Below are 14,055 nucleotides of genomic sequence, written 5' to 3' on the forward strand. Positions count from 1 at the left end.
ACTATTTCAAAAATCATTCCTTTTTTATTGGTCTTTTAATTTGAACGGATAGTCGCCAAATAAAACTGCCAGTTTCCGAACGTCATACGTTTTTCGGGTAAATTTATTAGAAAGTGCAATAATGGTAACACCTTCCTTTCTCAAAGTAATATAGGACGACGTATTCCCGTGCCACCAACCGTTGTGAAAATAAAAATTTTGTCCCGTTTCCCAATTGACCATTCGAATCCCAAGTCCGTAATTTTTTGTTCCTTTACGTTCATTGCTGTAACCTTTGTATACTTGACTTTGCAGGTCGGCCGTTAAAAAAGTGGAATTGTTTCTGGCTCTGTCAAATTTCAATAAATCACGCGGTGTAGAGTAGATATTCTTGTCTCCATAAACGGCATCTAAGTAATCTTTTCCTATCTCCACTTTATTTCCTTTATAGGAAGTTACTGCCGTATCTTTATCTTTTTCGTAGTCAAAAACATAGGTGTTTTTCATACCAAGTGGCTCGAAAATGATTTGTTTCATGGCATCTTTGTAAGGAAGCTTTGTGATTTTTTCAATTATTAATGCTAACATGGCATAATTAGTATTGCAGTAACTGAAACGGGTGTCGGTTTTGAATTCTAAACCAATTTCTTTAGTAGCCATGATCGTCAGGATGTCTTGATTGGCAAGTATGTTGTGCCTATCCCAAATCGTTTTGTCACGATCTGTAAAATAGGCGTAATTACGCATGCCGCTCCTGTGATTCAATAATGTCCTTATGGTGACATCCGGGTATGGAAACTCTTTCAAGATTGTGTTTACCTTTTGATCCAATTCGATTCGTTTTGCATTTACTAATTTTAAAATAGCAGTCGCTGTAATAACCTTACTAACTGATGCAATATGTAAAGGAGTGGATTTAATAATTAATGTTTTATCTCTGAAATTAGCGTAGCCTTCATATTTTTCATAGATAATTTGGCCGTTTTTAGCAACCAGAAAGCTTCCGTTTGCGCTGTTATTGGGCCAGTTTTTTTTGTAAAAAGAATCTATTTCTTGTTTTTTTGAATTGATGTATTCAGCAGTTAGTTTGGGCTCTGGCTTAGTTAACGGCTTCATTTTGGGCAATGTACTCTTTGGGAGTTGGGCATCACTTATTTCAACTTTCTTTTTCTCTTTATTACAGGAGCTCAAAACCAAAAAGAGGAGAAATATATGTAGTATCTTTGTTTTTTTTATCAAAATCATTTCTGTAGTGCTAGAAAGGCAAATATATAGAATCAATGTCTTTTCAGACGTTGTTTTTTCCAAACCTTAACACTATTTTATCAGTAGGTAGGAAGCACGCTTTTTGTATTATTTTGTACTTCAGAGAATAGTAGTTTTTTGCCTGCGGTTTTTAATTAAAAAATAAATTCAATTTAGTTTATAATGTTATATTTGTAACAAATTGACAATATAAAGTTATAATAAAACAAATCAAAACCCTATCATACCTATGAAATTTGGAATTTTAAAAGAAAGAAAAAATCCGCCGGACAGGAGAGTTGTTTTTTCACCTGAAGAGTTGACAAGATTGAAACAGTACTATCAAAATATTACGGTACAAGTCGAGCGTTCTGATATTAGGGTTTTCACCGATGTTCAATATGAAAGTCTCGGAATTGAAATGACCGATGATATTAGCGATTGCGATATTTTGTTTGGTGTAAAAGAAGTACCGGTAGAACATTTGATTCCGAACAAAACCTATTTCTTTTTTTCGCATACTATTAAAAAACAGCCTTACAACAGAAAATTGTTACAGGCTATTTTAGAAAAAAATATTGATTTGTACGATTACGAAACGATTGTAGATGCTAACAATCGCAGGTTAATTGGTTTTGGGCGTTATGCAGGAATAGTAGGAGCATACAATAGTATTCGCGCCTTCGGAATCAAATTCGAATTGTTTAAATTGCCAAGAGCAGAAACACTTTCAGGAAAAGACGCATTGATTACCCATTTGAAACGATTGGTTTTACCTCCTTTAAAATTTGTCATTACGGGAACTGGAAAAGTGGGGAATGGTGCGAAAGAAGTTCTGGATGCCATAAAAATAAAAGAAGTTTCGGTTGAGAATTATTTAACAAAAAACTACACCCAGCCCGTTTATACTCAGATTGATGTCTTGGAATACAACAAACGCAAGGACGGACAGGTTTTAGATTTCACTGATTTTTATCACAATCCTAAAGAATATGTTTCTGATTTCGAAAGATTTACAAAAGTATCTGATATTTATATCACGGGGCATTTTCATGCCAATGAAGCGCCGGTGATTCTTACCCAGGAAATGCTGCAATCCAACGATTGCAAGATCAAAGTAGTTGCTGATGTTTCCTGCGATGTCAATGGTCCAATAGCCTGCACGCTCAGATCATCAACAATTGCGGAACCTTTATACGGATATTTTCCAAGTGAAAACAAAGAAGTTGATGTCTTTCATCCTGCAGCAGTTGTGGTCATGGCAGTTGATAATTTACCTTGTGAATTACCCAAAGACGCGAGTGAAGGCTTTGGAGAAATGTTCTTGGAACACGTTATTCCAGCGTTTTTTAACGGAGATAAAGACGGTATTTTGCAAAGAGCTAAAATTACCACAAAAGGAAAACTGACGCCACGATTTAGCTATTTACAAGATTATGTTGATGGAAAATAATTTCGATCACTTTCAATACTAATTAAACCTGCCATATAAATTTGCAGGTTTTTTTATGGATTTCAAAGTAATAAAGAATTCATTTTTTTAGAAACATTATAAATCAATTAACAGCGCAGAATTTTTGGCTCGACAGGAAATCATTAATTTTGTCAAAAGTAGAAATTTATAATGAAAAAAAATATTCCGATTTCCCTATTAGAATTAGCGATAATTACCGAAAATAGTAATGCAAGCGAAACATTACAAAAAACAAAAACACTGGCGCAACTGGCTGACAGTTTAGGATACAAACGATTTTGGTTGGCTGAACATCATAATATGGCGCATGTAGCCAGCACTGCAACGGTTGTACTGATTGGTTATATTGCCAGTCAGACCCAAAATATTCGCGTAGGTTCTGGTGGCATCATGTTACCAAATCATGCTCCGTTAATTATAGCGGAACAATTTGGAACTCTTGAAATTTTACACCCAAACCGTATTGATTTAGGATTAGGAAGAGCGCCGGGAACGGATGCATTAACCGCACAGGCGATTCGGAAAGATTTTTACGAGCAATCACAGCGATTTCCTCAAAATGTGGCCGCGCTACAGAAATTTTTCTCAGAAGATAATGCAACTGCAGCAGTGCGCGCTTTTCCTGCCGAAGGGACGAAAGTTCCTATTTGGATTTTAGGTTCCAGTATGGACAGTGCTGCTTTGGCTGCTGCCAATGGATTGCCGTACGCTTTTGCTGGACATTTTGCACCGAAACAAATGTATCAGGCATTTCAGTTTTACCGGGATAATTTTGTGCCTTCGAAATATTTAAACCAACCCAAAACGATGGCTTGCGTAAACGCAATAGCTGCAGATACCGATGAAGAAGCCGAAAAATTGTCGACCAGTTTAACTCAAATGTTTCTGAATTTGATTCGGAATGATAGAAGACCATTACAACCGCCTGTTGATTCGTTAGATGGAATTATGAGCGAAGAAGAGCATTTTCATGTTAACCAAATGACTTCTTGTTCGTTTGTAGGAAGCAAAGAAAAATTAGCAGTAGCATTGAAACAGTTTATTGATTATGCGAATATAGATGAACTGATGATCACCAGTCCAATTTTCGATCATGAAAATAAATTGAAAAGTATTCGAATAATGAAAGAAGTTATGGACACAATTAATAAGTAATAGAATCTGTGGAACTTTCTTAAAACTTAGAGAAACTTACAGGACTTATATTTTAAAAAATTTTTACCATGTAAATCACGTAAGTTAAGTTCAATTATTAAATTTCGCTATTAGAATATAAATTATAAAATAATAAACCTGCAACGTTACATTGCAGGTTTATTATTTTAAGAAGTACGGCAGTGCGTTTTACTCTAAAATTTTTAATTATTTCAAGCTTCCTACCATATCTTCCGGTTTAACCCAAGCATCAAAATCTTCTGAAGTCACGTATCCTAGACGAACAGCTTCTTCTTTCAGTGTTGTTCCGTTTTTATGTGCTGTCTGAGCAATTTCAGCGGATTTGTAGTATCCAATTTTAGTATTTAAAGCGGTAACTAACATCAATGAATTGTCAACTAATTCTTTGATACGTTTGTAGTTTGGTGCAATTCCTTGTGCGCAGTGTTCGTCAAAAGACATACAAGCATCACCTAATAATCTCGCTGATTGTAAGAAGTTTGCAGCCATTAATGGTTTGAAAACATTCAATTCATAATGACCTTGCATTCCTCCAACAGAGATTGCAACATCATTCCCCATAACTTGTGCGCAAACCATTGTTAATGCCTCACATTGTGTTGGGTTTACTTTTCCTGGCATGATGGAAGATCCCGGCTCATTTTCCGGAATAATTATTTCTCCAATTCCTGAACGTGGTCCAGAAGCCAGCATACGTACATCATTGGCAATTTTATTCAATGAAACCGCCAGTTGTTTTAACGCGCCATGCGTTTCTACGATGGCATCGTGTGCTGCTAATGCTTCAAATTTGTTTTCGGCAGTTACAAATGGATGTCCTGTAAATTCAGCGATATATTCCGCTACTTTTACATCATATCCCTCTGGAGTATTTAATCCGGTTCCAACAGCCGTTCCACCTAAAGCCACTTCTGATAAGTGAGCCAACGTATTTTTAACCGCTTTTATACCGTAGTTCAATTGCGCTACATATCCAGAAATTTCCTGTCCTAATGTTAATGGTGTAGCATCCATTAAATGCGTACGACCTATTTTAACCACATTGTTAAATTCAACTGCTTTTGCGTGTAGTGTGTCTCTTAGTTTTTCAACTCCGGGAATAGTAACTTCAACAACTGCTTTGTAGGCTGCAATGTGCATTCCTGTTGGGAACGTATCATTTGAAGATTGTGATTTATTTACATCGTCATTCGCTTTGATAAATTGTTCGCCTTCACCAATGTTGAATCCTTTTAATACTTGCGCACGATTAGCAACTACTTCATTTACATTCATGTTACTTTGCGTACCGGAGCCCGTTTGCCAAATTACCAATGGAAATTCAGTATCTAATTTTCCGGCTAGAATTTCATCACAAACAGCAGCAATGGCATCACGCTTTTCTTCTGGTAAAACTCCTAAATCACAATTGGCATAAGCCGCTGCTTTTTTAAGATAAGCAAAACCTTCAATAATTTCCTTTGGCATCGAAGCCGATGGACCTATTTTGAAGTTGTTTCTTGAACGTTCTGTTTGTGCGCCCCAATATTTGTCAGCTGGAACCTGCACTTCACCCATGGTGTCTTTTTCTATTCTGAATTTCATTTTGTTGTTATTTAGGAATAATTATGTCGTTTACTACTTTTTAGCCCTGATGGTAATGGAAATCCTTTTCTTTTTTTCTTTAAAAAAGAAAAGATTGGAGTGAACAGCGGGAAACAGCTCCAAATTCTGAGTTCAAAAATACGGATAATTCCTTTTTTATAAAAATTGATTGATAGTTTTTATGCTTTTTTATTGGTACGAAAAGGAATTAAACTTACATTTGTGGCTACATTCAAAATTCCGGAAAACATGTTTGAATTTTCACAGTACTTAGGCTTTTTACTTTTCTTAACCATTCTTACTTTAGGATTTTGGTTGATGTTTTTTCTAGTTGGTTTCGTTTCCTATTGGGTAGGTGGAGCCAGTTGGGAAGCATACAAGGAGAAAAGAGAAAAAAAGAAGCAAGAACAATCAGTTTAATCTTTTTGTTTAATAAAAAAAGGACTCATTTATGGGCCCTTTTTTTTATGCTTACACTTTTCAATATTATTGAATTAAATAATATCTATAAAAAAAAGGACCCATTTTCATGAATCCTTAATTTTGTTACCCTTAATAATCCCCTTCGTTATCACCTTGATTTCGCTTAGGTTGTTCTCTTTCGTTTTTAGGTTTATTGAAACGATATGTGAATGATAAATTAAATTGTCTTTCTCTCCACTGCATTTCACTGTACGAACTTACAATTCCGGGAAGATAACTTTCCACCATTCTTTTTCTGGAGTTAAATACATCACTGACGTTGAATGAAAGTGTTGCTTTGTCCTTTAAGATGTCTTTACTGAAGGCTAAGTTTGCTGAAAAAATACCTAAACTTCTTCCTTGTGCATTATTTTGCGGACCGTTGTAACTTGCATTAGCCTGCCATTCAATTTTGTGTGGCAAAGTTATTTTTGAAGTCAGTCTTGTAGACCATGACGCTGCTACGTTATCAAAATTTTGTACAATTTCTTTATTTTTAAAATTAGTATAAACAAAATCTCCTTGCGTTTCGTTTCTGAAGAAATTGAAATTACTATTTACTTTCCACCATTTGAAAGGAGAATAATTTAATGTGAATTCAAATCCTACTCTATATTCTGTAGCTAAGTTAATAGGTGAACTAATAATAATAGGAATACGTGTATCTTCGCCACCATTAATTTGTGTTACCTGACCATTTACAACTGTATCTTTACCGTCGACTGCAGTGACAATAAAATCTCCCGATTCTCTTCTTGCAAATTGAAAAACATCAGTAGTTTTATTTACGTACAAAGAAGTATTGAAGGTTAATTTCTCCCATCTTTTGATATAACCGAAATCAATAGCGTCTGAAAATGCAGGATCTAAATCTGGATTACCAACAAAAATATTGATGTTACTTGACAAATTGCTGAACGGATTCAACATTCTTCCTCTAGGTCTTTGAATTCTTCGGCTATAGCTTAGAGAAGCGCTGCTTTTATCTGAGATTTCATAAGTGAAGAAAGCACTTGGAAAAAAGTTATTGTATTTTTTAGTGTTAAAATCATTAGTTGCTAATTGATTGATTTCAATATTGGAATCTTCAAAACGCAATCCGAAAAGGGCAGAAAATTTATTAATTTTCACACCATATTGGGTGTAAATTGCATTTACTTTCTCTCTGTATTCTAATGTATTGGTAAAGTTGTTATTGATTACTCCATCATTTTTAACGCTGTAATCCGTGAGTAATTCAGAGAAATCACCACGGTATCCTGCTTCAAACTGGCTTCCTTTGCCTACGGGTAGCACATAATCCATTTGAAGTAAATTTCGGCTTTGGCTTTGATTGTTGATTGTCTTATCAAATTTTACTACACTTGTATTTGTGGCCGTGTCCGTAATTAATGCATTGTTGATGTCATCATTTGTAGAGAAAGAACCATCAAATGTTAATTTATGACCGTCTTTTTTAAATTTTTTAGTAAAGTTCGTCGTAAATTCTACATTCTCACTGTCACTATTTTCTAAATTGATACGATTACGAGCGTAGTCATAATTAAATCCTGCGTCATAATTATTCTGCAAAACATTGTCTACATTATTTCCATCACTTTTTCTGTAGTTGAAGGTATTGGTCCAAGAAAGGCTTTCGCTTAAATACCATTCCATTCCAAAGTTTCCATTGTATCCTTTATTGTCTCTTTCGTTCTCTCTCGTTTCATTTACATAATTTCGAGTTGAATTGTCCGCATTTAAATATCTTGAATTGGTAAATGCATTTCCAGGATTGCTACGATCATTGTATCCTTGAGTAGTGAAAAGATTAAAGTTTTTTGATTTATAATTTAAGTTACCGCTTAAACCGTAGGTTTCAGGATATCCGGCAGAAGCAATAAATGTTCCGTTTAAACCTTGATTTTTCCCTTTTTTCAGGATGATATTCAATAAACCCCCACCACCTTCAGCATCATATCGTGCGGAAGGGTTGGTAATCACTTCTACTTTTTCAATCGCATCTGCCGGAATCAATCGTAGTGCTTCCGCAATATTAATCGCATTCGAAGGTTTACCGTCAATAAGAACGCGTACATTTTCATTTCCACGAAGGCTAATATTCCCCTCTACATCTACAGCAACAGAAGGAATGTTGTCCAGAACATCACTTACAGTTCCACCTTTTACCATAAGGTCATTTCCTACGTTGTACACTTTTTTATCTAATTTGATTTCAACTGTTGTTTTTTCAGAACGAATGATAACTTCATTCAATTGATTGGGATTTTCTTCCAAACTAATCAAACCTAAACTACTGTTAGACTGTAGGTTTTTCTGTTTGATTTCAAATAATTTAAAAGATATAAATTCAATTTTTATATCATAAACTCCCGGTTTTACCTCAATATCAAATTCTCCATTCGGATTTGTAATTCCACCAGCAACAGGTTTTTGATTGTTAGGTTCTAAAAAAGTAATTGTAGCATATTCTAGAGGTTGTTTGCTTATTTTTTCTACTACTTTTCCTGAAATTTTAATTTTTGGAACAGCAGGTGCCTGTTGAGCATAACTGAATAGAGTTATAAAAAAGAGAACAAGAAGTAATGCGGATTTTATTTTTTTCATTTTTAAAAAAACTTTAGTTACCAACCTTAGATTGCAAAAGTAGCGTTTGGTTTAATAGTAAAAATCATAAAATAATGTTAATTAAAAACAGTTATTTTATGAAATGAATGCTTCTGCTTTTTCTAAATCTCGGCCGATGATTGCCTTGTTTTCTATTATTACAATCGGTCTTTCAATTAAAATTGGATTCGCAATCATGGCCTGAATAATTTGTTCGTTATTCATTTTTTGGTCTTTAAAATTGTCTATCCAAATTTTTTCTTTTTGGCGCACCAGTTCAATTGGTTTCATATTCAATTTTTTAATAATAGCAGACAGTTCTTCAAAAGAAGGTGGGTTTGTCAAATAATTGATGACTTCAAACTCTTTTTCTGATTGTTCTAAAAGTGCGAGACAATTTCTGGATTTTCCGCAGCGTGAATTATGGTATATTTGTATCATATAATTTGTTTTCAATAGTTGTTAAAGCATTATATAAGGGGTAACAAAAAGAATATTTGTTACTCTAATCAGTTGTAAAATTAAACTAAAAAATACATGTTTATAGAACAAGGTTTAAAATCAGAGAATACGTTTTGGAAATATATTGGCGGTTCAATACTAATCTTTTTTGCTTCATTGGTTGGGCAGATTCCGCTTCTTGCCATTTTGCTTTATGAAACATTTGTAAACGGAAAATCGTATCCTGCCAGTAATGAAGCAATTATGCGTTTTTTTGAACCGAATCTGACCTTGTTTTTGATGCTGATTTCGTTTGTTTTTATTATGCTTGGCATCATTCTGGTGATCCGACACCTGCACCATCAAACGGTACTTTCCGTCACCACTTCAAGAGCGAAAGTTGACTGGAACCGAATCGTATTTTCATTTTTGATTTGGGCTGCATTTACAATTGTATCCACTTTATTTTTTTATTATTACAGTCCAAATGACTTCATATTCAATTTTAAACCTGTTCCATTTGCTATCTTGGCACTAATCGGAATAGTTCTTATTCCGATACAAACCAGTTCTGAAGAATTTATTTTTAGAGGCTATTTGATGCAGGGATTTGCAAATCTTGCAAAAAACAAATGGTTTCCATTACTAATGACTTCGCTGATTTTTGGTGGAATGCACTGGTTCAATCCGGAAGTTGTTAAAATTGGTCCTGTAATTTTGGTTTATTATATTGGCACCGGATTATTTTTGGGGATTATTACGTTAATGGATGAAGGAATGGAGTTAGCGCTGGGATTTCATGCTGCAAATAATTTGGTTGGTGCTTTATTGGTCACTTCGGATTGGTCTGCTTTTCAAACGCATTCTATTTTCAAAGATATTTCAGATCCTTCAGCAGGATTAGATGTTATTTTTCCTGTTGTCATAATTTTCCCGATACTTTTATTTATCTTTAGTAAAAAATATAATTGGACCAACTGGAAAGAAAAATTGACTGGTAAAATTTAGTTGATTTAAGATACAAATAATTTAATAAAAGGCCACTCATGACCAGTACAATAACATATCAGAACGTTCATAATCTCTTCAAATTGAACGGTTTTCATTTGGATCGAAATGATTTATGCCGAGTAGCGTACAGTTTTATCAAAGAAGGAGATGAGCATGAAAAGTCTGTGGGCGATTTTATACTCGATTGGTTTGACAATAAATCCTATCTGGAATTCAGTACATCAGGAACTACAGGAGCGCCTAAACTAATCCGAATAGAGAAACAGGCTATGGTTGATTCAGCGGTTGCCACGGGTGATTTTTTTGATTTACATCCGGGTGATAAAGCATTACATTGTTTGCCGACTAAATTCATAGCGGGGAAGATGATGTTTGTAAGGAGTTTTATACTTGGTCTTGATTTAGATTTTGTGGCACCAAGTTCACATCCTATGTTGCTAAACGATACCAAATATGATTTTGCAGCCATGGTTCCTTTGCAAGCGCAAAACTCTTTAGCGGAGTTAAATAACGTAAAAAAGATAATTATTGGTGGTGCAAAAATGAATACTGCTCTAGAAAAAGGACTATCTAAATTAAAAACTATAGTTTATGAAACTTATGGCATGACGGAAACCATTACTCATATTGCTGCCAAGAAAATTGGAGAAGAGGCTTTCTCAGTTTTACCCAATATAAAAATTGCCAAAGATGACCGAAACTGCTTAGTAATTGATGCTCCAAAAATTTCAGAAAAATCTATTGTAACGAATGATTTGGTCGAAATAGTTGGCGAAAACCAGTTTGTTTTTTTAGGGAGAATAGATAATGTAATCAATAGCGGCGGGGTTAAATTAATTCCAGAAAAAATAGAACAAAAGTTATCCCATAAAATTAATTCAAGATTTTTTGTAACTGGGATTCATGATGCTGCTTTGGGCGAAAAATTAGTTTTGGTAATTGAAGGTGAAAATCAAACATTAGAAGATACTATTTTTGATGGTTTAGATAAATATGAAAAACCAAAAGAAGTATTTTATGTAGCAAAATTTACTGAAACTGAAAATGGTAAGGTGAAAAGAAAAGAAATACTGGAAAGTATGTAATTCAATCCATTTAGTGCAATTAATAAAATTTGTGAATGATCGTAAATAAAAAATCAGCTAAATGGGAGCTTAAAAAAAGAGTTAGATGCCCAATTCTTGGGTTAACATCGCTATGGTTTTCTCAAATAAAGTGAAACATCTTAAAGAAATGAAAAAATATTTGTTTCTATTTTTTAAAAATAAGAAACTTAAATTGCGACCAACTTAAATAAATTAACCCTTTAGGTGTTATTTATTTAAGTTTTAAAAATTATAAATTGTATCATTAGTATGTAGTGATTTTGTCATTTCGAGGAACGAGAAATCTTATGTTGTGAATTGATAATGTGATTCCCCTTCTATCGGAATGACAAAATAACGACTTTATATTATTTTTAAACAATTGCATCCTACGGCATCTGTAATTACTATAAGTATCAAATTTAAAAATAACCTTGTTTATAAAAGCCATTTTTTGAGTTTAATACTTTTTTGTTTATTGAAAATTAGTTTTTAAATCGGTAATTTACTCTAAAGCCAAGACTGTTTTCGGCATGGCCAAGAGCTAAAAATTGTGTTAAATTCATCGATACTCCTAATTTATTTTTATTAGTACTAATATTAAAATAGCGACCAACATACAATCCAGAACATACACCAAATTGTTGATCACTGGCGTATTCTGATACAAAACCCATTCCTATTTTACTGTCTTCATCTGATAAAACATAACCAACGCCTGTTTCAGCACCCCAAAACCAATGCGAGTTCATATTGAATTGAATGTTGGGTCTAAGACTAAAAAGGCTGAAATTATTGTGGCTGGCTCTTTCCTGCATTGTACTTTCAGGAGTGAGGATTCGAGTGTTTTTTCGGATGAATCGGTAGTCGTAATCAAATCGGATTCCTAATTCTAATTTCCTTGAAATTATTTTTCCAACTCTTCCATTTAAACCAATTGCCAGTCTGTGTGTCCGATACATTTCGATATGAACCGGTAAAGAAGCATTGATTCCCGATTCAAAATAAATAGGTTTTTTTTCTTTTTTGGTGTTATTACTATCTAATTTACTTTGTGCGAATAAAGACTGACCTGGTAGAATCAATATACTAAATAGTAAAACCAAAATTTTTTTCATTTCTTATTCAATTTTAAATTATTAAAATGAATTAGGTTAAGATTTGTGAGTGTTATTTAATCAATGAGGCTGTTTTGTTGCTGCTCCAAAGAAGCAGCAACAAAACAGCCATAAATATACAAAATAATTATTTAAGCAATTGATAATCAGTATTAAACCTGAATAATACCTAGGTTGAATTTTTTCTCAATCGGGGAGTGATTGGCTGCTTCGATTCCCATTGAAATCCAAGTTCTGGTATCTAGAGGATCGATAATGGCATCTGTCCACAATCGGGATGCTGCATAATATGGTGAAACTTGTTCGTCATATCTTGCTTTTATTTTATCGAATAATTCTTTTTCTTTGACTTCATCCACTATTTCTCCTTTTGCTTTAAGCGAAGAAGCTTCAATCTGTGCCAATACTTTTGCAGCCTGCGTTCCGCCCATAACAGCTAATTCTGCACTTGGCCATGCAAAAATTAATCTTGGATCATACGCTTTTCCACACATGGCATAATTTCCGGCTCCGTATGAATTTCCTACTATAACAGTGAATTTTGGAACAACTGAATTAGATACAGCGTTTACCATTTTGGCACCGTCTTTTATGATTCCTCCATGTTCGGATTTAGATCCAACCATAAATCCGGTAACATCCTGAACGAACACTAATGGGATTTTTTTCTGATTGCAATTGGCTATGAAACGCGTGGCTTTATCGGCACTATCGGAGTAAATAACGCCTCCAAATTGCATTTCGCCATTTTTAGTTTTCACTACTTTTCGTTGATTGGCAACAATTCCTACTGCCCATCCGTCAATTCTGGCATAACCGGTAATAATGGTTTGACCATAACCGTCTTTATACGCTTCAAACTCGGAATTATCCACTAAACGATTAATGATTTCCATCATATCGTATTGTTCATTTCTGGCTTTTGGCAAAACACCATAGATTTCCTTTTCGTCTAATGCTGGTTTTTCCGCTTTAATTCTGCTGTATCCGGCTTTGTCAAAATCACCTATTTTGTCAACTATATTTTTTATTTTGTCTAATGCGTCTTTGTCATCTTTAGCTTTGTAATCTGTAACACCTGAAATTTCACAATGTGTTGTCGCTCCGCCCAAAGTTTCGTTATCAATGCTTTCGCCAATGGCTGCTTTGACCAAATAACTTCCTGCCAAGAATATACTTCCCGTTTTATCTACTATCATAGCTTCATCGCTCATGATTGGCAAGTAGGCACCACCTGCAACACAACTTCCCATTACTGCAGCAATTTGGGTAATTCCCATGCTGCTCATTTGAGCATTGTTTCTAAAAATGCGTCCAAAATGTTCTTTGTCCGGGAAAATCTCATCTTGCAAAGGCAAATAAACTCCGGCACTATCTACCAAGTAGATTATTGGTAAGCGATTCTCCATTGCAATTTCCTGTGCGCGTAAATTTTTCTTAGCCGTTATAGGAAACCAAGCTCCTGCTTTTACAGTTGCATCATTAGCCACTACAATACATTGTTTTCCTCGGATGTATCCTATTTTTACAACAACTCCACCTGATGGGCAGCCACCGTGTTCGGCATACATTCCTTCACCAACAAATACTCCAATTTCAATACTTTTCGATTTTGGATCCAATAAATAATCGATTCGTTCGCGTGCGGTCATTTTGCCTTCGCCATGTAATTTTTGGATGCGTTTTTCGCCGCCGCCTAATTTAACTACGCTTAATTTTTGACGTAATGCGGAAAGTAAAAGTTTATTGTGGTCTTCGTTTTTGTTGAAGTTCAAATCCATGATGAAATAATATTAAAAAAGTTTGCGTCAAAAATACAAAATCCAACGAAATAAATTTTATTAATTTAAATCGTATGTAATGATAATTGAAT

General features: G+C 34.3%; 11 protein-coding genes. 5 read left to right on the forward strand and 6 right to left on the reverse strand.

The features are described 5' to 3' along the window. Nucleotides 1-24 precede the first annotated feature (24 nt). Nucleotides 25-1,224, reverse strand: a complete 1,200-nt coding sequence (locus tag BMZ76_RS09920) for a serine hydrolase domain-containing protein (protein ID WP_091205572.1) — start codon at nt 1,222-1,224, stop codon at nt 25-27. Nucleotides 1,225-1,474: 250 nt separating this feature from the next. Here BMZ76_RS09920 and BMZ76_RS09925 point away from each other — a divergent pair, with 250 nt between their 5' ends. Both BMZ76_RS09925 and BMZ76_RS09930 read left to right on the forward strand, forming a co-directional pair. Continuing rightward, nucleotides 1,475-2,677: an NAD(P)-dependent oxidoreductase gene (locus BMZ76_RS09925; RefSeq protein WP_091205575.1), complete on the forward strand. Its 1,203-nt coding sequence runs from the start codon at nt 1,475-1,477 to the stop codon at nt 2,675-2,677. 171 nt (nt 2,678-2,848) lie between these two features. Continuing rightward, on the forward strand, nt 2,849-3,853 hold the full coding sequence (locus BMZ76_RS09930; RefSeq protein WP_091205577.1) for an LLM class flavin-dependent oxidoreductase: 1,005 nt from the start codon (nt 2,849-2,851) through the stop codon (nt 3,851-3,853). A 207-nt stretch (nt 3,854-4,060) separates the two neighbouring features. Here BMZ76_RS09930 and fumC read toward each other — a convergent pair whose 3' ends face one another. Then, complete coding sequence (fumC, locus tag BMZ76_RS09935) at nt 4,061-5,458, reverse strand: class II fumarate hydratase (RefSeq protein WP_091205578.1); 1,398 nt, start codon at nt 5,456-5,458, stop codon at nt 4,061-4,063. 165 nt (nt 5,459-5,623) lie between these two features. Between fumC and BMZ76_RS09940 the strand changes: the two genes are divergently transcribed. Beyond that, complete coding sequence (locus BMZ76_RS09940) at nt 5,624-5,878, forward strand: hypothetical protein (protein WP_167547449.1); 255 nt, start codon at nt 5,624-5,626, stop codon at nt 5,876-5,878. 132 nt (nt 5,879-6,010) lie between these two features. On the opposite strand, the gene BMZ76_RS09945 is transcribed toward BMZ76_RS09940, so the two are convergent. Together BMZ76_RS09945 and arsC are read right to left on the reverse strand one after the other, a co-directional pair. Further along, complete coding sequence (locus tag BMZ76_RS09945) at nt 6,011-8,527, reverse strand: TonB-dependent receptor (RefSeq protein WP_091205580.1); 2,517 nt, start codon at nt 8,525-8,527, stop codon at nt 6,011-6,013. A 96-nt stretch (nt 8,528-8,623) separates the two neighbouring features. Next, nucleotides 8,624-8,968, reverse strand: a complete 345-nt coding sequence (gene arsC, locus BMZ76_RS09950) for an arsenate reductase (glutaredoxin) (RefSeq protein ID WP_091205582.1) — start codon at nt 8,966-8,968, stop codon at nt 8,624-8,626. Between the two features lie 96 nt (nt 8,969-9,064). Between arsC and BMZ76_RS09955 the strand changes: the two genes are divergently transcribed. Next, nucleotides 9,065-9,976, forward strand: coding sequence for a CPBP family intramembrane glutamic endopeptidase (locus BMZ76_RS09955; protein ID WP_091205584.1), 912 nt, complete (start codon nt 9,065-9,067; stop codon nt 9,974-9,976). Nucleotides 9,977-10,014: 38 nt separating this feature from the next. Next, nucleotides 10,015-11,064 carry an AMP-binding protein gene (locus BMZ76_RS09960; protein WP_091205586.1) on the forward strand — a complete coding sequence of 350 codons (1,050 nt, stop codon included), beginning with the start codon at nt 10,015-10,017 and terminating at the stop codon, nt 11,062-11,064. 485 nt (nt 11,065-11,549) lie between these two features. Here the strand turns inward: BMZ76_RS09960 and BMZ76_RS09965 are convergent, their stop codons facing one another. Next, nucleotides 11,550-12,182, reverse strand: coding sequence for a hypothetical protein (locus tag BMZ76_RS09965; RefSeq protein ID WP_091205588.1), 633 nt, complete (start codon nt 12,180-12,182; stop codon nt 11,550-11,552). A 152-nt stretch (nt 12,183-12,334) separates the two neighbouring features. Next, complete coding sequence (locus BMZ76_RS09970; RefSeq protein WP_091205590.1) at nt 12,335-13,963, reverse strand: acyl-CoA carboxylase subunit beta; 1,629 nt, start codon at nt 13,961-13,963, stop codon at nt 12,335-12,337. Nucleotides 13,964-14,055 lie beyond the last annotated feature (92 nt).

This window comes from Flavobacterium xueshanense, from assembly GCF_900112975.1.
Taxonomy (GTDB): Bacteria; Bacteroidota; Bacteroidia; order Flavobacteriales; family Flavobacteriaceae; genus Flavobacterium; species Flavobacterium xueshanense.

Coding starts and splice junctions, on each gene's coding strand:
- BMZ76_RS09920 (WP_091205572.1), bottom strand. CDS start 1,224: ATGATTTTGATAAAAAAAACAAAGATACTACATATATTTCTCCTCTTT.
- BMZ76_RS09925 (WP_091205575.1), top strand. CDS start 1,475: ATGAAATTTGGAATTTTAAAAGAAAGAAAAAATCCGCCGGACAGGAGA.
- BMZ76_RS09930 (WP_091205577.1), top strand. CDS start 2,849: ATGAAAAAAAATATTCCGATTTCCCTATTAGAATTAGCGATAATTACC.
- fumC (WP_091205578.1), bottom strand. CDS start 5,458: ATGAAATTCAGAATAGAAAAAGACACCATGGGTGAAGTGCAGGTTCCA.
- BMZ76_RS09945 (WP_091205580.1), bottom strand. CDS start 8,527: ATGAAAAAAATAAAATCCGCATTACTTCTTGTTCTCTTTTTTATAACT.
- arsC (WP_091205582.1), bottom strand. CDS start 8,968: ATGATACAAATATACCATAATTCACGCTGCGGAAAATCCAGAAATTGT.
- BMZ76_RS09955 (WP_091205584.1), top strand. CDS start 9,065: ATGTTTATAGAACAAGGTTTAAAATCAGAGAATACGTTTTGGAAATAT.
- BMZ76_RS09960 (WP_091205586.1), top strand. CDS start 10,015: ATGACCAGTACAATAACATATCAGAACGTTCATAATCTCTTCAAATTG.
- BMZ76_RS09965 (WP_091205588.1), bottom strand. CDS start 12,182: ATGAAAAAAATTTTGGTTTTACTATTTAGTATATTGATTCTACCAGGT.
- BMZ76_RS09970 (WP_091205590.1), bottom strand. CDS start 13,963: ATGGATTTGAACTTCAACAAAAACGAAGACCACAATAAACTTTTACTT.